The 19165-nt window shown below is 73.5% G+C and carries 20 protein-coding genes; 15 read left to right on the plus strand and 5 right to left on the minus strand.

Features of this window, described 5'->3' with window-relative positions; all coding sequences use genetic code 11:
• Positions 1–66 precede the first annotated feature (66 nt).
• The 6 genes from O7619_RS17650 to O7619_RS17675 all read left to right on the plus strand — a co-directional run bounded on the left by O7619_RS17650 (position 67) and on the right by O7619_RS17675 (position 4138).
• A complete protein-coding gene (locus O7619_RS17650) occupies positions 67–273 on the plus strand; it encodes a ubiquitin-like protein Pup (RefSeq protein WP_282282054.1) in 207 nt (68 codons plus the stop codon).
• Positions 274–372: 99 nt separating this feature from the next.
• Positions 373–738 (plus strand): endonuclease VII domain-containing protein, encoded by a 366-nt coding sequence (locus tag O7619_RS17655; protein WP_282282056.1) that lies wholly within the window; start codon positions 373–375, stop codon positions 736–738.
• Entirely contained in the window at positions 657–1496 is an 840-nt protein-coding gene (prcB, locus tag O7619_RS17660; protein ID WP_281589778.1) for a proteasome subunit beta, read from the plus strand. Before O7619_RS17655 ends, prcB begins: the two co-directional genes overlap by 82 nt.
• Positions 1497–1548: 52 nt before the next feature.
• Positions 1549–2382, plus strand: a complete 834-nt coding sequence (gene prcA, locus O7619_RS17665) for a proteasome subunit alpha (RefSeq protein ID WP_282282058.1) — start codon at positions 1549–1551, stop codon at positions 2380–2382.
• 146 nt (positions 2383–2528) lie between these two features.
• Positions 2529–3887 (plus strand): Pup--protein ligase, encoded by a 1359-nt coding sequence (gene pafA, locus O7619_RS17670; protein WP_282282060.1) that lies wholly within the window; start codon positions 2529–2531, stop codon positions 3885–3887.
• A gap of 56 nt (positions 3888–3943) precedes the next feature.
• Positions 3944–4138, plus strand: coding sequence for a hypothetical protein (locus tag O7619_RS17675; protein WP_282282061.1), 195 nt, complete (start codon positions 3944–3946; stop codon positions 4136–4138).
• Between the two features lie 62 nt (positions 4139–4200).
• Here O7619_RS17675 and O7619_RS17680 read toward each other — a convergent pair whose 3' ends face one another.
• A complete protein-coding gene (locus tag O7619_RS17680; protein WP_282282062.1) occupies positions 4201–5286 on the minus strand; it encodes a DUF3866 family protein in 1086 nt (361 codons plus the stop codon).
• A gap of 44 nt (positions 5287–5330) precedes the next feature.
• The gene (locus O7619_RS17685) at positions 5331–6320 is read right to left on the minus strand and encodes a cation diffusion facilitator family transporter (RefSeq protein ID WP_282282063.1); all 990 of its coding nucleotides are present in this window, start codon (positions 6318–6320) and stop codon (positions 5331–5333) included.
• 105 nt (positions 6321–6425) lie between these two features.
• Between O7619_RS17685 and O7619_RS17690 the strand changes: the two genes are divergently transcribed.
• The 5 genes from O7619_RS17690 to tatC all read left to right on the plus strand — a co-directional run bounded on the left by O7619_RS17690 (position 6426) and on the right by tatC (position 10184).
• Entirely contained in the window at positions 6426–7424 is a 999-nt protein-coding gene (locus O7619_RS17690) for a WYL domain-containing protein (RefSeq protein ID WP_282282064.1), read from the plus strand.
• Positions 7421–8428, plus strand: a complete 1008-nt coding sequence (locus O7619_RS17695) for a YafY family protein (RefSeq protein ID WP_282282065.1) — start codon at positions 7421–7423, stop codon at positions 8426–8428. The genes O7619_RS17690 and O7619_RS17695 overlap by 4 nt, the downstream gene beginning before the upstream one ends.
• Before the next feature lie 10 nt (positions 8429–8438).
• The gene (locus O7619_RS17700; RefSeq protein ID WP_282282066.1) at positions 8439–8687 is read left to right on the plus strand and encodes a hypothetical protein; all 249 of its coding nucleotides are present in this window, start codon (positions 8439–8441) and stop codon (positions 8685–8687) included.
• A gap of 195 nt (positions 8688–8882) precedes the next feature.
• Positions 8883–9209: a Sec-independent protein translocase subunit TatA gene (tatA, locus tag O7619_RS17705; protein ID WP_282282067.1), complete on the plus strand. Its 327-nt coding sequence runs from the start codon at positions 8883–8885 to the stop codon at positions 9207–9209.
• 21 nt (positions 9210–9230) lie between these two features.
• Positions 9231–10184 (plus strand): twin-arginine translocase subunit TatC, encoded by a 954-nt coding sequence (gene tatC, locus O7619_RS17710; RefSeq protein ID WP_282282068.1) that lies wholly within the window; start codon positions 9231–9233, stop codon positions 10182–10184.
• Between the two features lie 195 nt (positions 10185–10379).
• On the opposite strand, the gene O7619_RS17715 is transcribed toward tatC, so the two are convergent.
• Complete coding sequence (locus O7619_RS17715; RefSeq protein ID WP_282282069.1) at positions 10380–11264, minus strand: ABC transporter substrate-binding protein; 885 nt, start codon at positions 11262–11264, stop codon at positions 10380–10382.
• Between the two features lie 142 nt (positions 11265–11406).
• On the opposite strand from O7619_RS17715, the gene O7619_RS17720 reads away from it, so the two are divergent.
• Both O7619_RS17720 and O7619_RS17725 read left to right on the plus strand, forming a co-directional pair.
• Positions 11407–12105, plus strand: coding sequence for a hypothetical protein (locus O7619_RS17720; RefSeq protein ID WP_282282070.1), 699 nt, complete (start codon positions 11407–11409; stop codon positions 12103–12105).
• Positions 12106–12190: 85 nt separating this feature from the next.
• On the plus strand, positions 12191–13117 hold the full coding sequence (locus O7619_RS17725) for a diacylglycerol kinase family protein (protein ID WP_282282071.1): 927 nt from the start codon (positions 12191–12193) through the stop codon (positions 13115–13117).
• On the opposite strand, the gene O7619_RS17730 is transcribed toward O7619_RS17725, so the two are convergent.
• Both O7619_RS17730 and O7619_RS17735 read right to left on the minus strand, forming a co-directional pair.
• A complete protein-coding gene (locus O7619_RS17730) occupies positions 13080–14024 on the minus strand; it encodes an EamA family transporter (RefSeq protein WP_282282072.1) in 945 nt (314 codons plus the stop codon). The genes O7619_RS17725 and O7619_RS17730 overlap by 38 nt on opposite strands.
• Entirely contained in the window at positions 14021–14752 is a 732-nt protein-coding gene (locus tag O7619_RS17735) for an HAD-IA family hydrolase (RefSeq protein ID WP_282288860.1), read from the minus strand. Before O7619_RS17735 ends, O7619_RS17730 begins: the two co-directional genes overlap by 4 nt.
• A gap of 119 nt (positions 14753–14871) precedes the next feature.
• Here O7619_RS17735 and O7619_RS17740 point away from each other — a divergent pair, with 119 nt between their 5' ends.
• Positions 14872–17655: a DEAD/DEAH box helicase gene (locus O7619_RS17740; RefSeq protein WP_282282073.1), complete on the plus strand. Its 2784-nt coding sequence runs from the start codon at positions 14872–14874 to the stop codon at positions 17653–17655.
• A 162-nt stretch (positions 17656–17817) separates the two neighbouring features.
• Positions 17818–18849, plus strand: a complete 1032-nt coding sequence (locus O7619_RS17745; RefSeq protein WP_282282074.1) for an MHYT domain-containing protein — start codon at positions 17818–17820, stop codon at positions 18847–18849.
• Positions 18850–19165 lie beyond the last annotated feature (316 nt).

The raw sequence follows: 19165 nt of genomic DNA on the forward strand, positions 1-19165 counted from the left end.
GCGGCGGGCCTTTCGTCGCCCGCGCGAGGTAAGTTGATCGCAGGCGATCGTGGAGGAGGCACCACCATGGCGACGCAAGAGGGTGGGCAGACCCAGTCCGGCAAGTCCCACGAGGAGGTCGAGGAGGTCACCGCTGAGGCCAACCCCGAGGTTGCCGAGCGGCACGCCGAGATCACCGAGGACGTCGACGACCTGCTCGACGAAATCGACTCCGTCCTGGAGGAGAACGCAGAGGAATTTGTGAGGGGCTATGTGCAGAAAGGGGGCCAGTGAGGCTGATATCCGATTTGCCGGAGGCATCGGACAAGCTTTGCCCCCAGTGCGGCCGGTCGTTGCCGGCGTCGGCGTTTCACCGTCACGGCGACGCCCCGAGTGGCCGCGCGCAGCTATTGCAAGCCCTGCCACATCGCGCGTGGCAATGAGACGAGGCTGCGCCGCCGCTACGGGGTCGGGGAGAAGGAGTTCCAGGAGCTCCTGGCCGAGCAGGGCGGCGCGTGCGCGATCTGTCGGCGCCTCGATCCGGAACACCTGGACCACGATGATCGCACCGGATGGGTGCGCGGGATACTCTGCTTCAACTGCAACGGTGGTCTCGGCCAGTTCAAGGACGACCTCGACAACCTGGCCGGGGCGATCACGTACCTGAGAGGAACCACGTGGCAGCGGGTTTTGATCCATCCGGGCGTCTTCCAGATGTGTTCACCAACGCGGGGACGTCCTCCTTCACCACATTTCTGAGCAAGGTGGCCCCCGAGATGCTGCCCGGCCGTCGGCCGCTGCCGCCGGGCATGGCCGCCGACATGGCGCCGCACGCGACCACGATCGTGGCCATCTCGGCCGCGAACGGCGTGGTCATGGCCGGTGACCGCCGTGCCACCATGGGCAACCTGATCGCCCAGCGTGACATCGAGAAGGTGCACCCGGCCGACGCGTACTCGCTCGTCGGCATCGCGGGCACCGCGGGCATCGGCATCGAGCTGATGCGACTGTTCCAGGTGGAGTTGGAGCACTACGAGAAGATCGAGGGCGCGATGCTCTCGCTCGACGGCAAGGCCAACCGGCTGGCCTCGATGATCCGGGGCAACCTGGGCGCCGCGATGCAGGGTCTGGCCGTGGTGCCGCTGTTCGCCGGCTTCGACCTGGCGGCGAGCGACCCGGCGCGGGCCGGCCGGATCTTCAGCTTCGACGTGACCGGCGGCCCGTACGAGGAGACCGGCTACGACGCGATCGGCTCCGGCTCGTTGTTCGCCAAGTCGGCGCTGAAGAAGCGTTTCCGGGCGGGCCTGTCGGTCGAGGACGCGACGCGGCTGGCCGTCGAGGCGCTCTACGACGCGGCGGACGACGACACCGCCACCGGCGGCCCCGACCTGACCCGGCGGATCTACCCGGTCGTGATGACCGCGACGGCCGAGGGCACCCACCGGCTCACCGACGCCGAGACGGCGGCGCTCGCCGAGGGCGTGGTGTCCGGCCGGATGGAGAACCCCGGCGGCTGACGCCGTCGACCCGTCACCGAGCCAGTAGTCCCGAAGAAGGAGAACCGCCGCCGTGGCCATGCAGTTCTACGCCTCGCCCGAGCAGATCATGCGCGACCGTTCCGAGCTGGCCCGCAAGGGCATCGCCCGGGGGCGCAGCGCGGTGGTCCTGAGCTATGCCGGCGGGGTGCTCTTCGTCGCCGAGAACCTCTCCAGCACGCTGCACAAGGTCAGTGAGATCTACGACCGGATCGGTTTCGCCGCGGTCGGCCGGTACAACGAGTTCGAGAACCTGCGCCGCGCGGGCGTGCGGATGGCCGACCTCAACGGCCTGAGCTACGACCGGCGGGACGTCAACGGCCTGGCCCTGGCGAACGCGTACGCGCAGACGCTGGGCGCCATCTTCACCGAGCAGTCGAAGCCGTTCGAGGTGGAGATCTGCGTGGCCGAGGTGGGCGCGACGCCGGAGGACGATTCGCTCTACCGGGTGACCTACGACGGCTCGGTCAACGACGAGCCGGGCCGGATGGCGATGGGCGGCCAGTCCGAGGCGATCGCCGGCGTGTTGAAGAACGAGCACCGTCCGGAGATGTCGCTGTCGGAGGCGGTCCGCGCCGCGATGAAGGCGCTGAGCAGCGTCGGCGGTGAGGGTGGGGCGGCCCGGACGATCGCCGCCAACCAGTTGGAGGTGGCGGTCCTGGACCGGGCCCGGGTGGGGCGGACGTTCCGGCGGATCACCGGGGCGGCGCTGTCCGGGCTGCTGGACGGCGACGCGGCTGCCGACACGTCGCCGGCGCCGGGTCGGGCGAAGACGCCGACGGTGCCGACCGAGGAGGCGAAGAAGCCGACCACCTCGGCGGGCTCCGCCGATCTGGAGGGCCACGCGGAGGACAGCCCCACCGAGTGAGACGTGCTTTCGGACCCCGCCACTTCGCCGAAGTGGCGGGGTCCGCTGCTGTGTGATGGCACCACCTCGCCGCACCGGCGACCTCCGCGCGTGACGCTGACCGTCGGCGCTGCCCATTGGGGGCTCCGGGCGGCTAATGTCTCATCATGGAGCGGCGAATCTTCGGCCTCGAAACCGAGTACGGTGTCACCTGCACCTATCGCGGGCAACGTCGACTGTCCCCCGACGAGGTCGCGCGGTACCTGTTCCGGCGGGTGGTGTCGTGGGGCCGGTCGAGCAACGTTTTCCTGCGCAACGGCGCCCGCCTCTATCTGGACGTGGGCTCGCATCCGGAATACGCGACACCGGAGTGCGACTCGGTGATCGACCTGGTGGCGCACGACCGGGCCGGCGAGCGGATCCTGGAGGGGTTGCTCGTCGACGCGGAGAAGCGGCTGCACGACGAGGGCATCGCGGGCGAGATCTACCTGTTCAAGAACAACACCGACTCGGCCGGCAACTCGTACGGCTGCCACGAGAACTACCTGGTGTCCCGGCACGGCGAGTTCGGCCGTCTCGCCGACGTGCTCATCCCGTTCCTGGTCACCAGGCAGTTGATCTGCGGCGCGGGCAAGGTGTTGCAGACGCCGCGTGGCGCGGTCTACTGCCTGTCGCAGCGGGCGGAGCACATCTGGGAGGGCGTCTCCTCGGCGACGACGCGCAGCCGGCCGATCATCAACACCCGGGACGAGCCGCACGCGGACGCGGAGCGCTACCGGCGGCTGCACGTGATCGTCGGTGACTCGAACATGAATGAGGTCACCACGCTGCTGAAGGTCGGCACCGCCGACATCGTGCTGCGGATGATCGAGGCCGGTGTGGTGATGCGGGACCTGACGTTGGAGAACCCGATCCGGGCGATCCGCGAGGTGTCACACGACATCACCGGTCGGCGCAAGGTCCGGCTGGCCTCCGGCAAGGAGGTCTCGGCGCTCGACATCCAGCAGGAATACCTGACCAAGGCGACGGAGTTCGTGGAGCGCCGGGGCGGTGACCAGACCGCCAAGCGGGTGGTGGAGCTGTGGGGCCGGGTGTTGCGCGCGGTGGAGACCGGCGACCTGGACCCAGTGGCGCGGGAGATCGACTGGGTGTCGAAGCTGAAGTTGATCGAGCGCTACCAACGCAAGCACGACCTGCCGTTGTCGCACCCCCGGGTGGCGCAGATGGATCTGGCCTATCACGACGTGCGGCGCGGCCGGGGCCTGTACGGGCTGCTGGAGCGCCGGGGCGAGGTGGACCGGGTGGCCAACGACCCGGAGATCTTCGAGGCCAAGGAGACGCCGCCGCAGACCACCCGGGCGCGGCTGCGGGGTGAGTTCATCCGGCACGCGCAGGAGAAGCGGCGCGACTTCACGGTCGACTGGGTGCATCTGAAGCTGAACGACCAGGCGCAGCGCACGGTGCTGTGCAAGGACCCGTTCCGGGCGTACGACGAGCGGGTGGAGCGGCTGATCGCCAGCATGTGAGGCCGGTGGCGGGCCCGTGCTCCGGTTCACCGGAGCACGGGTACGCTGGCGGTGCCATGAACACTTCCGATTCCGCTGGCCGCGATTCCGGCGCGGAGAAGCTCAACTGGATCGACCGTCGCCGGGAGAAGATCCGCGCCGAGATCGAGCGGAACCGTCGTGGTGATCACAGGGTGCCGACCTGGGTGTTGGCAGCCGTGCTGGTGTTGATCGTGGTCGGCTGGTTGTCGTTCGTTTACCTGGCCGGCTGAGCCGGATCGCGCCGCCGAGCCCGTCGTGGCGCACGGCCACCGCGCGGGCTGAGCGGCGGCGGTCAGCCGAGCAGGCCGGCGGCGTACCGTCCGGCGGCGGCGGCGGCCAGGAAGTAGGCGTGGTCGGCGTCGAGGCCGCGGCCCATCGTGGACAGCCCGACCGGGCTGGCACGCAGGGCCGCGTCGAGACCGTCGGTGGGCACGGTGACGATCCGGTGCCGGTCGGCCAGGGGCGTCAGCGCCGCCGTGACGGTCGCGGTCAGCTCCGGGTCGAGGCCGTCCGGCAGCACCAGGTCCGCGGCGGCCAGCGCCACCCGGCCGTACGCGGTGAGGCTGTGGTGGGAGACGCCGCGGTGCCGGGGGCGTGGGTCGGCGGCGGAGACCCGCAGCGAGCCGACCGGACGCCCGCCCAGCGTGGCGACGGCGTTGACGGCTTCGCCGACGGCCACTCCGGAGAAGCCCCAGCGGGTGCCGGTGCCGAGGTTGCCCGGGCCCTGGGCGACGATCGCCAGGTCGGCGTGGAGCACGTGCCGGGCGGCGAGCAGCCCGCTGTGCAGCGTGCTGGCCTCCAGGTCGCCGCCGAACGCCTGGCCGACGCTCACCGTGCCGGCGAGGTGGCCGGCGAGCCCGGCGAGGGTGCGGGAGAACCAGGCGGGCAGCGCCCCGCCGTCGGTGAGCAGGTAGGCGACCCGGGCGCCGGGGGCGTCGGCGTGCACGCCGGCCAGGATCGCCGGCAGCGCGGAGTGCAGGTCGGCGGTGACCACCGGCATCCCGTCGAGCGACTCGGCGGCGGCCAGCCGCGCGTGGTGCGGGGAGGCTTCCTCGTCCACGCCGAGCATGATCGGTTGCAGCGGGGTGTAGCGGGCCTTGACCAGGTGCCCGGCGTCGCGGCTGTCGCCGGCCTGCGGCGGGTCGGCGGGGAGCCGGTCGGGCAGCGCGACGACGAGGGCGTACCCGCCGGTGCCGAGGCCCATCAGCAGGGCGCCGGCGTTGAGCAACACCCGGTCGCCGGGCTCGGGGTCGCCGACGAGCGCCGGGTAGGCCAGGGCCCGCATCCGGTCGCCGTCGGGCAGGTCGACGTCGAGTTCGACCGCGCCGGCCCATCGTCGCCGTACCGCCGTGACCGTGCCGGACCGCCATCGCACCATGACCGGCACGCTATCGGCCGGCGTCCGGGCGGGCGTCGGCCGGGTCAGGCCCCCTGGTCGACCGGTCGGCCGGTCTCGTCCTGGGTGGTCCGGGCCGGCCGGCCGGTGGAGCGGGACCGGGTCGGGTCGAGGAAGACGTACGCGATCTCCGGGAACTGCCCGGTGAGCCGGCGCTCGGCCTCGTCGGAGGCGGCCTCGATCTCGGCGCCGGTGGCGTCGTCACGGAAGTCGACCTTCGCGGCGACCAGGATGTCCTGCGGGCCGAGGAACATGGTCATCAGCGTGTCGATCCGGTCCACCGTCGGCAGCCGCGTCAGCTCCTGCTCGATCCGGCGGTGCACCCGCGCGGAGACGGCGCGGCCGACCAGCAGGGAGATGTTGCTGCGGGCCAGGATGGCGGCGACCACCAGCAGCAGCACGCCGATGAGGATCGAGGCGATCCCGTCGTAGAGTTCGTCGCCGGTGAGGTGGGACAGGGTGAGCCCGGCGGCGGCGAGCAGCAGGCCGACCAGCGCGGCGCTGTCCTCCAGGAAGACCGCCTTGACCGTGGTGTCGGCGGTGAACCGTAGGTAGCGGCGCGGGGTGGTGCGCCAGCGTCGCGACTCGGCGCGCACCTGCCGCACCGCCCGGGCCAGCGACACCGACTCGATGACGAACGAGACCGCCAGCACGACGTACGCGACCAGGTAGTCGCCGGTGTGCTCGTGCACCAGGATGGTGGTGACGCCGTGGGTGATGGCGAAGCCGGCGCCGGCCACGAACGTGAACAGCGCGGCGAGGAAGGCCCAGACGTAGCTCTCCTTGCCGTACCCGAAGGGGTGCCGGGGGTCGGCGGGCCGCGCGCCGCGGCGCAGCGCCAGGTAGAGCAGCAGCTCGGTGGTGGTGTCGGCCATCGAGTGGGCGGCTTCGGAGAGCATCGCCGCGGAGCCGGAGAGCAGGCCCGCGACCAGCTTGGCGACCGCGATGGCGAGATTCGCCGCGCCGGCCACCACGACGGTGCCGACGCTCTCGGTCTTGACTTCCGGTTCCGCCACGCCCTCACCCTATGGCCGGTCCCGGCGGGCCGCCCGTCGAGCCGGAGCCGCGCCGCGCCCGCGCGGGTGCCCGCGTCGGACGCGCGGGCTGCTAGCGTTCGGTACGTGTCCCGGACCCGTACCGAACGCCTGGTCAACCTGGTGATCTGCCTGCTGTCCACGCGGCGTTTCCTGACCGCCGCCCAGATCGCCGCGACCGTGCCCGGCTACGAGCACGACCCGGACGACGCCAAGGACCACGAGGCGTTCCAGCGCAAGTTCGAGCGGGACAAGGCCGAGCTGCGGGAGTTGGGCGTGCCGTTGGAGACCGGGACGGCAAGCGTCTTCGACGCCGAGCCGGGCTACCGGATCGCCCACCGGGAGTACGCGCTGCCCGACATCCCGCTCGAGCCGGACGAGGCCGCCGCGGTGGGCATCGCGGCGCGGCTGTGGCAGCACGCCGGCCTGGCCGCCGCCGCGTCGTCGGGGCTGGCGAAGTTGCGTGCCGCGGGCATCGACGTGGATCCGCAGGCCACCCTCGGCCTGGAGCCGATGGTGACGGTCGACCCGGCGTTCGCGCCGTTGACCGCCGCCGCGCGGGACCGGCGGGAGGTCAGTTTCGACTACCGGGTGCCGGATCGGGACGCGCCGACCCGACGCCGGGTGCAGCCGTGGGGCGTGGTCTGCTGGCGCGGCCGGTGGTATGTGGTCGCCCACGACCTGGACCGGGCGGCGACCCGCTGCTTCCGGTTGTCCCGGGTGGTGGGCGCGGTCCGGGCGACGGGGGAGCCGGGGGCCTACGAGCCGCCCGCCGGGGTGGACCTGATCAGCCACGTGGCCCGCTGGTCGGGGCCGGTGGAGCGCACCGGGCGGGCGACCGTGCTGGTGGCGCCGGGCCGGGCCGCCGGGCTGCGCCGCTGGGCGGTGGAGAGCGACGCCGGTCCGGACGGCGACCGCCTGGTGCTGCCGTACGCCGACTCCGACTTCCTCGCCGGTCAGATCGTCGGCTACGGCCCGGACGTGCGGGTGTTGGAGCCACCGGAGGTGCGGGAGGCGGTCATCCAGCGGTTGAAGGAGGTCGCCGCCCGGCACGACGAGCTGGCGGTGGCCGGGGGTGCCCGGTGACCCGGCCGGCGGCCCGCGCCGGCCGCGCCTCGGCCGACCGGCTGGCCCGGCTGCTCAACCTGGTGCCCTACCTGCTGGCCCGCCCCGGCATCGAGATCGCCGAGGCGGCGCACGACCTCGGCGTGACCGACAAGCAGCTCCGGGAGGACCTGGAGCTGCTCTGGGTGTGCGGGCTGCCCGGTTACGGGCCGGGTGACCTGATCGACATGGCGTTCGACGGCGACCGGGTGACCATCACCTACGACGCCGGCATCGACCGGCCGCTGCGACTCACCCCGGACGAGGCGTTGGCCCTGGTGGTGGCGCTGCGGATGCTCGCCGAGACGCCCGGGGTGGCCAACCGGGAGGCGGTCGAGCGGGCCCTCGCCAAGATCGAGGGCGCGGCCGGCGACCTGGCCGGCGCGCCGGTGGAGGTGCGGCTGCCCGGCGACAACGCCCGGGTCCGCGAGCTGCGCGCCGCCGTCGAGCGGGGCCGGGCGCTGCGGATCACCTACTACACGCCGGCCCGGGACGAGACCACCGAGCGCACCATCGACCCGTTGCGGATGCTGATGGTCGCCGGCCGGGCGTACGTGGAGGCGTGGTGCCGCCGGGCCGAGGCGGTCCGGCTGTTCCGGGCCGACCGGATCGACGCGGTCACCGAGCTGCCGGAGCGGGCCGTGGTGCCGCCGCAGGCCCGCCCGCACGACCTCAGCGACGGCGTGTTCCGGCCGTCGGCCGACCTGCCGCTGATCACGCTGCGGATCGGCCGGGGCGAGCGGTGGATCACCGAATACTATCCGTGTGAGCGGGTCGAGGCCGACGGCGAGCACTGGCTGGTGTCCCTGCGGGTCACCGACCTGGGCTGGGCCCGCCGGTTCGTGCTCGGGCTGGGCCCGGAGGCGACCGTGGTGGCCCCGGCCGAGCTGGCCGAGCAAGTCCGCGCGCAGGCGGTCGCGGCGCTCGACGCGTACGCGGTCCCGACCGGCACCGCCGACCCGGCGGCGGCCGGCGGCACCCGATAGGCTGACCGCCGTGGTGATCTGGATCGTGCTCGGGATCGTGCTGCTCGCGCTGGTCGTGCTGGCCCTGGCGGTCCGCCCGGTGGTGGCGCGGCTGCCCCGGCTGCGTCGCGCGGCGGTGGCGTTGCAGCGTCGGGCGACCGAGGCGGAGGCGCTGCGTTCGGCCGCCGAACAGTTGCAGACGCGGGCCGAGACGCTCCAGGAGCGGGCGGCCGTGGCGCAGGAGCGGATCATGTTGATCAAGGCCAAGCGCGGGGAGTGATCGACGCCCGTCGCTTCTGGGCGGTAACGCCCCCGATTGCGCCGCGATGGGCGGTTGACGGGACACTTCGGGTTGGTCGAGACTTCACCGACCGGGCCGCACCAGCAGGCCCGGCGGGGATGGCAAGCCGCCGCGACGCACGTACGATGGGCGGCGACCCACCCACACACCGACACAGAGCGACTGGAGCTTCCCATGGGTGCCCTCAAGCCGTGGCACATCGCCGTACTCGTGGTCGTGCTAATCCTGCTCTTCGGCGCGAAGCGGCTCCCCGACGCGGCCCGCTCGCTGGGCCGCTCGCTGCGGATCATCAAGGCCGAGACCAAGAGCCTGCACGACGACGACGACCGCGACCTGGCCGAGAAGGCCGACGCGCAGGCCGGCTACCAGCCGCTCCCGCCGCAGCAGCAATACGTCCAGGGCCAGCAGCAGTACGCCCAGCCGCAGCAGCAGTTCGCCCCGCAGCCGCAGCAGCCGGTCGCTCCGCCGGCCGACCCGGTGCAGCGCGTCCGCGAGAACTGATCCGAGAGGGCCTCCACCACCGTGGCCTTGGGGTTGAAGAAGCGCGGACCGAGCACGTTCGCGCGCGCGGCGGACGGCTCCATGACGCTCATGGAGCACATCCGCGAGCTGCGTAACCGCCTGTTCCGGGCGTCGCTGGCGATCCTCGTCGGTTTCGGCTTCGGCATCTGGCTGGCCACGCCGGTCCGGGAGTTGCTGTCGAAGCCCTACTGCGACCTGCCGCAGTCGATCGATCCAGACACCGGGAAGTGCCTGTTCGTGCAGCTCGGCGTCGCCGACGTCTTCCTGCTGAACCTGAAGATCGGCCTCTGGGTCGGCCTGATCATCGCCGCGCCGATCTGGCTCTACCAGCTCTGGGCGTTCATCGCGCCCGGCCTGCACCGGCACGAGCGGCGCTACGCGTACGTCTTCACCGCCCTGGCGGCGCCGCTGTTCGCGGCCGGCGCGGTGCTGGCGTTCTTCGTCACCACCAAGGGGCTTGAGTTCCTGCTCAACGTCTCCGGCGACGACATCGCGACGAACCTTGAGGTGACCCGCTACATCTCGTTCGTCACCAACCTGATCCTGCTGTTCGGGGTGGCGTTCGAGTTCCCGCTGATCGTGCTGATGCTCAACTTCGTCGGCCTGGCCAGCGCCAAACGGCTGCTGAGCTGGTGGCGGGTGGCGATCTTCGTGTTCTTCGCGTTCTCCGCGGTGGTCACGCCGACGCCCGACCCGTTCGGCATGACGGCGTTGGCGGTCTGCCTCTCCGCGCTCTACTTCGGGGCGGTCGGGGTGGCGTTCCTCAACGACCGCCGGCGGCGGCGTGGGCAGGAGGTCTACGCCGGCCTCGCCGACGACGAGGTGTCGCCGCTGGACCTGTCGGACGAGCCGGTGCCGACCGGTGCCCGGATCGAGGCGTCCGCCCCGATCGAGGCGCCCGAGCCGATCGCCGCCCCGGCGCCGATCGAACGCCGCTACGACGACATGACCTGACCTGGCTGTTCCCGTTCCACCCGACCGCCGTCCCCACCCCCGGGGACGGCGGTCGCCATCCCACCCCCACACCCCTCGCCCCGTCGATCTTGGACTTGTGGCGCCTCGAATGCCGTTCATGTGCCTTTTGTCAACGACCACAAGTCCAAGATCGACGGGCGGTGGGCGGGGCGTGGGCGCGGGGCGAGGGTGGGGTCAGGCCATGCGGCGGGCGGCGGTGGGGGAGACGGGCGGGACGGCGTCGGGGTGCAGGATGGCGGCGATCGCCTCGACGCCGTCGACCAGGTGCGGGCCGGCGCGCACGATCAGACCGTCGGCGTCGAGCGCCCACACCTCCGCGCCGGGGAAGTGACCGGCCACCTCGGCCGCCTGCCCGGCGGCGCCGTCCAGCCGGAAGCCGCACGGCGCGACGAGCACCACCTCCGGGCGCGCCGCGCGCAGATCCGACCAGGTGGTCGGCGTGGACCGGGCGCCCGGGTGGGTGGCCACCGGCTCGCCGCCGGCAACGTCGACCAGGTCCGGGATCCAGTGCCCGGCGCCGAACGGCGGGTCCACCCACTCGACCACGGCGACCCGCCGCCGGGGCCGGCCGGCCACCGCCGCGCCGACCGCCGCCAGCCGGGCGCGCAGCCCGTCCACCAGGGCCTCGGCGCGGTCCGGCACCCGGGCCGCCGCGCCCACCGCGCGGATCGTGCCCAGCACGTCGTCGAGGGTGTACGGGTCGAGCGACACCACGTCCGCCCGGGCGCCGAGATGGTCGACGGCGTCGGTCACCCGGCCGGCGGGCAGCGCGCAGACGCGGCACAGGTCCTGGGTCAGGATCAGGTCCGGGTCCAGTCCGGCCAGCGCACCGGCGTGCAGCGTGTAGAGGTCCGCGCCGGCGGCCAGCCGTTCCCGCACGTACGTGTCGATCTCGCCGGGGCTCATGCCGCGGGTGTCCCGGCCGCCGACCACGACGGTGGGGAAGGCCCGGTACGCCGGGGGCACCTCACACTCGAACGTCACCCCGACCAGTTCGTCGCCGAGGCCCAGGGCGTACACGATCTCGGTGGCGGAGGGGAGCAGGGAGACCAGTCGCATCCCGCCATCATCGCCGCACCGGAGCCGGACATTCGAACCGCCCTCGGGCCTTGCCGGGGCAGGCCGCCCGCTTAGACTCTGCTGACTCCGCCGAGTCCCACCCGTCCCGGTCAGCGCGCTGACCTCCGCTCCGGAGAGCCCGATGAAAAGCCGTACCGCCGTCGTCCTGACCGTCCTCTGCGCCGCCACCGCGCTCACCGCCTGCGGCGACGACGAGCCCGCGCCGAAGGGCGAGCAGGTCCCGGTGACCGCCACCGACACCAGTTGCGAGGTCACCACCACGCTGTTCACGCCGGGCACGGTCACCTTCACCGTGACCAACCGGGGGGAGCAGGCCACCGGGGTCTACGTCTACGGCCGGGAGGGCGAGAAGTTCACCAAGATGGTGGGCGAGGTGGCCGACGTGCCCCCGGGCCGCACCGGTGACCTGCGCGCCACGCTCGCCACCGGCACGTACGAGGTGGCCTGCAAGCCGGGCCGGCAGGGCGACGGGGTGCGGACCCGGATCACCGTCACCGACGACGGCGCCGTGGCCAGCGCCGCGGCCGAGACGGAGTACGACCGGGCGGTCACCATCGAGCTGAGCGGTGACACGCTCACCGGCGTCGACGGGCTGATCGCCGAGCCCGGTGAGAAGCTCGCGTTGAAGGTCACGAACAAGACCGCCGGCGCCCGGACCCTCTATCTGCTCAACCCCGACGGCAAGCGGGTCGCCGAGCTGAAGGCGGAGCCGAGCGGCACCGCCGAGACGGTGGTGGCGCTCGGCGCCGCCGGCACCTGGACGGTCAAGGTCAAGGGCGACGGCGTCCCCTCGGTGAGCGAGCGGCTGGTGGTGCGCTGACCCGGCGACCCGGACGACCGGGTCGAGGTCCGGCCCGGTGGGCGCCGCCGTCTCCCCTGGTGGGTCGCGCGCCTCGTGTCGTACGGTGCTCGCCGTGACCGCGCCCGATCATGTTCCGTCCGGCCCCGTCGCCGTGCTCGCCAACCCGGTCGCCGGACGGGGGCGGCACCGCGGCCTGCTGCCGGCGGTGCTGGAGCGCCTTGGCGCGGCCGGCCGCCCGGTGGAGCTGCTGCGCGCGCGTACCCCCGGGGAGGCGGAGGCGGCGTGCCACGCCGCGGTGGCCGGCGGCGCCGGTGCGCTCGTCGCGGTCGGCGGGGACGGCACCGTGCACCGCGCGGTGCAGGCGGTCGCCGGCACCGCCGTGCCGTTCGGGCCGGTGCCGGCCGGCACCGGCAACGACTTCGCGGCCGACACCGGGTTCCCGGTCGATCCCCTGGCCGCCGTCGACGTGATCGCCGCGGCGCTGGCCGCCGGCCGCAGCCGCCCGGTCGACCTGGCCCGGCTGGTCCGGCCCGACGGCGACGGGCGCTGGTACGTCGCGGTGCTCGCGGCCGGCTTCGACGCGATCGTCAACGAGCGGGCCAACCGGATGCGCCGGCCGCGCGGGCCGCGCCGCTACGACCTGGCGATCCTGGTGGAGCTGGCCCGGCTGCGGCCACGCCGCTACCGGCTGTCCCTGGACGGCGTGCCGCAGGAGGTGGACGCGGTGCTTGTCGCGGTCGGCAACACGGCCGGCTACGGCGGCGGCATGCGGATCTGCCCGGACGCCGACCCGACCGACGGCCTGCTGGACGTGGTGGTGGGGGGTCGTTTCGACAGGCGCACGCTGATGCGGGTGAAGCCGCGGATCTACCGGGGCACCCACGTGACGCACCCGCTGGTGCGGACCTACCGGGCGCGGACGGTGGAGCTGGCCGCCGAGGGCATCACCACGTACGCCGACGGTGAGCGGGCGTTCGACCTGCCGGTGACCGTCACCGCCGTGCCGGCGGCGCTGCGGCTGCTGCGCTGACAGCCGGCGGCGGGACGGGCGTCGGGGGCGGTCCCGGCGTCGACGGTGGGGGCGCCGCGGCGCGGACCGCTCCGACGCTCGCGGCGACCACGAGCGCGATGGCGAGCACCTCGACCGGGCGCAGCGCCTGGCCGAGCACCAGCCAGCCGGCCAGCGCGGCGATCGCCGGCCCGAGGCTCATCAGGACCGCGAACGTCGCCGTGGGCAGCCGCCGCAGCGCCGCCAGCTCCAGGCTGTACGGCAGCACGGAGGCGAGCAGCGCCAGCCCCGCGCCGAGCCCCAGCACCGCCGGGTCGGCCAGCCGGCCGCCGGCGCCGACCAGCCCGATCGGCAGGGTGACGAGAGCCGCCACGGCGAGGGCGAGGGCCAGCCCGTCGGCCCGCGGGAACCGCGCGCCGACCCGGGCCGAGCAGACGATGTACGCGGCCCACATGCTGCCCGCGACCAACGCCAGCGCGGCGCCGACCGGGTCGAGCCGGTCGAACCCGCCCTGCCCGAGCAGGGCCACCCCGGCCAGCGCCAGCCCGGCCCAGCACCAGGCCGCGACCCGGCGCGCCCCGACCACCGACAGCGCCAGCGGGCCGAGCACCTCAAGCGTCACGGCCGGACCGAGCGGGATCCGCTCGATCGCCTGGTAGAAGATCGAGTTCATCCCGGCCAGCGCCAGCCCGAACGCGACCACGGCGGCCCAGCCACCCCGCCCGTGCCCGCGCAGCCGGGGCCGGCACACCACGAGCATCAGCAGGGCGCCGAGGGTCAGTCGTAGCGTGACCGCCCCGGCCACCCCGGTACGCGGGAACAGCAGCGCGGCCAGCGCCGACCCGAACTGCACCGACAGCGCGCCGCCCAGCACCAGCGCGACGCCACCGAGCCGGCCCGGCGCGCGCCCCGGTGTGTCGTCGCTCACCCGATCCCGGCCAGGTCGAGCACCGCCCCCAACCCGTTCGGCCGGCCGGCGTCGGCGCACGGCAGCACCAGCACCCCGCATCCGGCCGCCACCGCGCCGGCGTCGGCCGGGGTGTCGCCCACCATCAGCGTGTGCTCCGGGTCGACCCCGAGCATGCCGCAGGCGCGCAGGAAGATCCCCGGGTCCGGCTTGCAGCGCCCCACCTCGTACGACAGGGCGTACGCGTCGACGAGCGCGTCAAGCTCCCAGGCGGCGAAGAGCGGCCGTAGGTCGAAGCCGATGTTGCTGACCACCGCCACCTTCACCCCGCCGGCCCGCAGCGCGCCGAGCACCGGGGCGGTGTCCGGGTACGGCATCCAGCCCTCCGGGACCAGCACCCGCTCATAGAGCGCGTCGGCGAACCCGTCGATGCCGGTGTCGACGGTCTCCGCGAGCCCGGTGTAGGCCCCCCGGTGGGCATGCGGATAGAGGTCACGGTCGGCCCACAGCTCGGCCAGCCGGGGCGGGACGCGGGTCGGCCGCGGCCCGCCCGCCCGGCCGGCGGTGAGCAGGCGGTCGGCGAGCGAGGTGGCGCGGATGCGGTCCAGTTCGACCCCGCAGGCCGCGGCGGCGGCGCGTACCCAGGCCAGCGGCTCCTCCACCTGGGCGAGGGTGCCGTGGAAGTCGAAGAGCACCGCCTCCACCGGCCGGCGGGACGGGCCCGGGCGGACGGCGTCGTCGGCACCGATCGAGGCGTGGGGGAGTTCGGTACGGTCCGGCACGTCGTGCACCCTACCGACCCCCTCCGACCCCCCTGCCGGACGGCCTTGACCGGTGGTCGTCGGCGGTACCGATTAATCTTGGATGCATGTCGAGCCCCGCCGAGCGGTACGCCGCGGCGCGCCGCCGGGCCGCGCAGGCCTCCGCCTTCCCGGCCCTGGACGAATTCTCCCACGATCTCGGGTTCGACCTCGACGACTTCCAGCGCGAGGCGTGCCAGGCGCTGGAGCGGGGCAGCGGCGTCCTGGTCTGCGCGCCCACCGGCGCCGGCAAGACAGTGGTGGGCGAGTTCGCCGTGCACCTGGCGCTGCGCGGCGGGTCGGTCGACGGCGACGCCCCGGCCACCCGGCGCAAGTGTTTCTACACCACGCCGATCAAGGCGCTGTCCAACCAGAAATACCACGACCTGGTCGACCGCTACGGCGCCGAGCGGGTCGGGCTGCTCACCGGCGACAACGCGATAAACGGCGACGCGCCGGTGGTGGTGATGACCACCGAGGTGCTGCGCAACATGCTCTACGCCGGCTCGGCCACCCTCGCGGGCCTGGCCTACGTGGTGATGGACGAGGTCCACTACCTGGCCGACCGGTTCCGCGGCGGGGTCTGGGAAGAGGTGATCATCCACCTGCCGGAGTCGGTCACGCTGGTGTCGCTGTCGGCCACCGTGTCCAACGCCGAGGAGTTCGCCGACTGGCTGGTCACCGTGCGCGGCGAGACCACGGTGGTGGTCTCCGAGCACCGGCCGGTGCCGCTCTGGCAGCACATGCTCGTCGGCAAGCGCATGTTCGACCTGTTCCACGACGCCGACGCGGCCCGCAAGCACGACGTCCACCCCGAGCTGCTGCGCTACACCCGGGACACGGTGCGCCGGCTGGAGCTGGGCGAGGGGCGCGGCGCCGGCCCCGGTGGCGGGCGGCGCGGTCCGCGCTGGCGCGGTCCGATGCGCCCCGACATCGTGGAACGGCTGGACCGGGAGAACCTGCTGCCGGCGATCCTGTTCATCTTCAGCCGGGCCGGCTGCCAGGCGGCGGTCCAGCAGTGCCTCGCCGCCGGGCTGCGGCTGACCTCCGCGGAGGAACGCGCCGAGATCCGTCAGGTGGTCGAGGCGCGGATCACCGCCATCCCGGGCGAGGACCTGACCGTGCTCGGCTACTGGGAGTGGCTCGACGGGTTGGAGCGCGGCCTGGCCGCCCACCACGCCGGCATGCTCCCCGCGTTCAAGGAGGTCGTCGAGGAGCTGTTCGTCCGCGGCCTGGTCAAGGCGGTCTTCGCCACCGAGACGCTGGCCCTGGGCATCAACATGCCAGCCCGCTGCGTGGTGCTGGAGCGGCTGGTGAAGTTCAACGGCGAGGCCCACGTCGACCTCACCCCGGGCGAATACACCCAGCTCACCGGCCGCGCCGGCCGGCGCGGCATCGACGTCGAGGGCCACGCCGTGGTGGTCTGGTCGCCGGAGACCGACCCCCGCCACGTGGCCGGCCTGGCCTCCACCCGCACCTACCCGCTGCGGTCCAGCTTCCGGCCGTCCTACAACATGGCCGTCAACCTGGTTGGCAGCGTCGGCGCGGAGCCGGCCCGGGCGCTGCTGGAATCCTCCTTCGCGCAGTTCCAGGCGGACCGGTCGGTGGTCGGGCTGGCCCGGCAGGTGCAGCGCAACACCGAGACGATCGAGGCGTACGGCGCGGAGGCCGCCTGCCACCACGGCGACTTCGACGAATACTTCGCGCTGCGGGTGGCGATCGCCGACCGGGAACGGGCCATCGCCCGGCAGGGGCAGACCCAGCGCAAGGCGGCGGCCGTCACCTCACTGGAGCGGCTGCGGGTCGGCGACGTGATCCGCGTGCCGTCGGGGCGGCGGGCCGGCCTGGCCGTGGTGCTCGACCCGGCGACCGGCGGTTTCGGCGAGCCCCGCCCGCTGGTGCTCACCCAGGACCGCTGGGCCGGCCGGGTCAGCCCCGGCGACTTCACCACCCCGGCCGAGGTCCTCGCCCGGATCCGGGTGCCGAAGCACTTCAACCACCGGTCGCCGGCGGCGCGGCGGGACCTGGCCGCCGCGGTCAGCGGCACCGGGCTGGACCGGCACGGTGGCCGGCGCGGCGGGCGGTCCCGCCAGGCGGTCGGGGAGGACCACCGGCTCAGCCAGCTCCGCGTCGAGATGCGCGGGCACCCCTGCCACGCCTGCCCGGACCGGGAGGAGCACGCCCGCTGGGCCGAGCGTCGCCGCCGGCTGGAGCGCGACACCGACGAGCTGCGGCAGCGGGTGAGTGGGCGGACGGGCTCCCTGGCCCGTACCTTCGACCGGATCGTCGCGTTGTTGACCGCGCGCGGCTATCTGGCCCCCGACGGTGAGGTCACCGACGCGGGCCGGATGCTGGCCCGGATCTGGACCGAGGCCGACCTGCTCGTCGCCGAGTGCCTGCGACGCCGGGTGTGGGACGGGCTCTCCCCGGCCGAGCTGGCCGCCGCCGTGTCGGTGGTGGTCTTCGAGGCCCGGCGGGACGTCGACGAGCGGGCGTCGTTGCCGCGCGGCGCGGTCGGCGACGCGGTCGACGAGACGCTCAAGCTGTGGAGCGACATCGAGGCGGACGAGGCGGCGCGGGGTCTGACCGCCACCCGGGAGCCGGACCTCGGCTTCGCCTGGCCGATCTACCGGTGGGCGCGCGGGGAGGCGCTCGCCAAGGTGCTCGCCAGTGGGCACCAGATCGACGGCGAGATGCCGGCCGGTGACTTCGTCCGCTGGTCGCGGCAGGTGGTCGACCTGCTCGGCCAGCTCGCCGACTCCGGCGGCGCCTCCGTGGAGCTGCGCGCCACCGCGCGGCAGGCGATCTCGGCCGTCAACCGGGGCGTGCTGGCCTACCACGCCTCCGCCTGACGATCACTTTCGGTCACCATCGGTCGGGAATCGACGCAGCTTTGCGTCATCACGACACCACCCCCCGGATACCCGGGGGGCGGTGTTGTGCCTGATCAGGCGTTGTCGGATCATTGCGGGGCGCAATGTTTACGCGCCGGTAACGGATCGAGGATGGTCACCGTGGGCGAGATCAATCACTTTGAGTACGGGTGGATCACACCCGCGCTCAGCTACGCGCTGTCCGTGCTCGGTTCCGTGCTCGGTCTGGTCTGCGCCGGGCGGATCCGCACCGCCTCCGGCGCCGGCCAGCGGATGTGGTGGGGTCTGCTCGCGGCCTGGGCGCTGGGCGGCACCGCCATCTGGGCGATGCACTTCATGGCCATGCTCGGCTTCGCCGTCAGCGGCACCCGGATCCGCTACGACGTGCCGCTGACCGCGGCCAGCACGGTGATCGCCGTGGGCGCGGTCGGGATCGGCCTGGCCATCGTGGGCACCGGCCGGCTCACCGCGCCCCGGCTGCTCGCCGGCGGCCTGTTCACCGGCGCGGGGGTGGCCGCCATGCACTACACCGGAATGGCGGCCATGCGGCTCGACGGCACGCTCGGCTACGACCGGCTGCGGGTGGCGCTCTCCATCGTCATCGCGCTGGTGGCCGCCACCGTGGCGCTGTGGCTGGCGATGACCGTCCGACGTGCTGTCGCGATCATGGCGTCGGCGCTGGTCATGGGCATCGCGGTGAACGGCATGCACTTCACCGGCATGAGCGCGCTGTCGGTGCACCTGCACGAGGGCCACGGCGCGGCCACCGGCACCGAGGTCAGCGGCCTGCTGGTGCCGATCGTGCTCGCCGTGATCTTCGGCGTGGTGGGCCTGGTCTACGCGCTGCTCGCCGCACCGTCGGACGACGACCGGGCCGGTGCCGCCTACGTGGCCTCCCGGCTGGACGGCGCGTCCCCGGCGGCCGAGGACGCCCCGGCACCGGACCCGGTGGGCCTGCGTGCCCGGTCGGCGCAGGACTCCTCGGCGGCGGACCCGGTGGGGCTGCGTGCCCGGTCGGCGCAGGACTCCTCGGCGGCTGATCCGGTGGGGTTGCGTGCCCGGTCGGCGCAGGACTCCTCGGCGGCTGATCCGGTGGGGCTGCGTGCCCGCTCGACGCTGGCGCAGCCCGGCGCGCAGTTCCCCTCCCGCCGCGGGACCGACCCCCGTCGCTAGGCCACTCGCGCGTCGCGCTGTCCGCCGCTGCGCTGATGGTGCGGCGTGCTCATGGTGCCGGTGACCGCCGGATGGCGGCAGATCGCCGTGTACCTGCGAGTCGACAATGCGTGGCCGCTGACCGATGACGGATGGCGTGTCGGTCGGGAGCGCTGAGACGCCTCCGCGAGGCTGATCTGTGGCGCCTCCGCATGGGACGCCCCGAGCAGCTCCCGCTCCCCGAGATCGATCTTCCAGCTCGTGGGAACGCCAGAGATCTTGGTACGAAAGTGCCCCTATGGGGGCCATTTCCTTCCAAGATTCGTTGCTGCCGTGA

The organism is Micromonospora sp. WMMD998, assembly GCF_029581235.1.
GTDB lineage: Bacteria > Actinomycetota > Actinomycetes > Mycobacteriales > Micromonosporaceae > Micromonospora.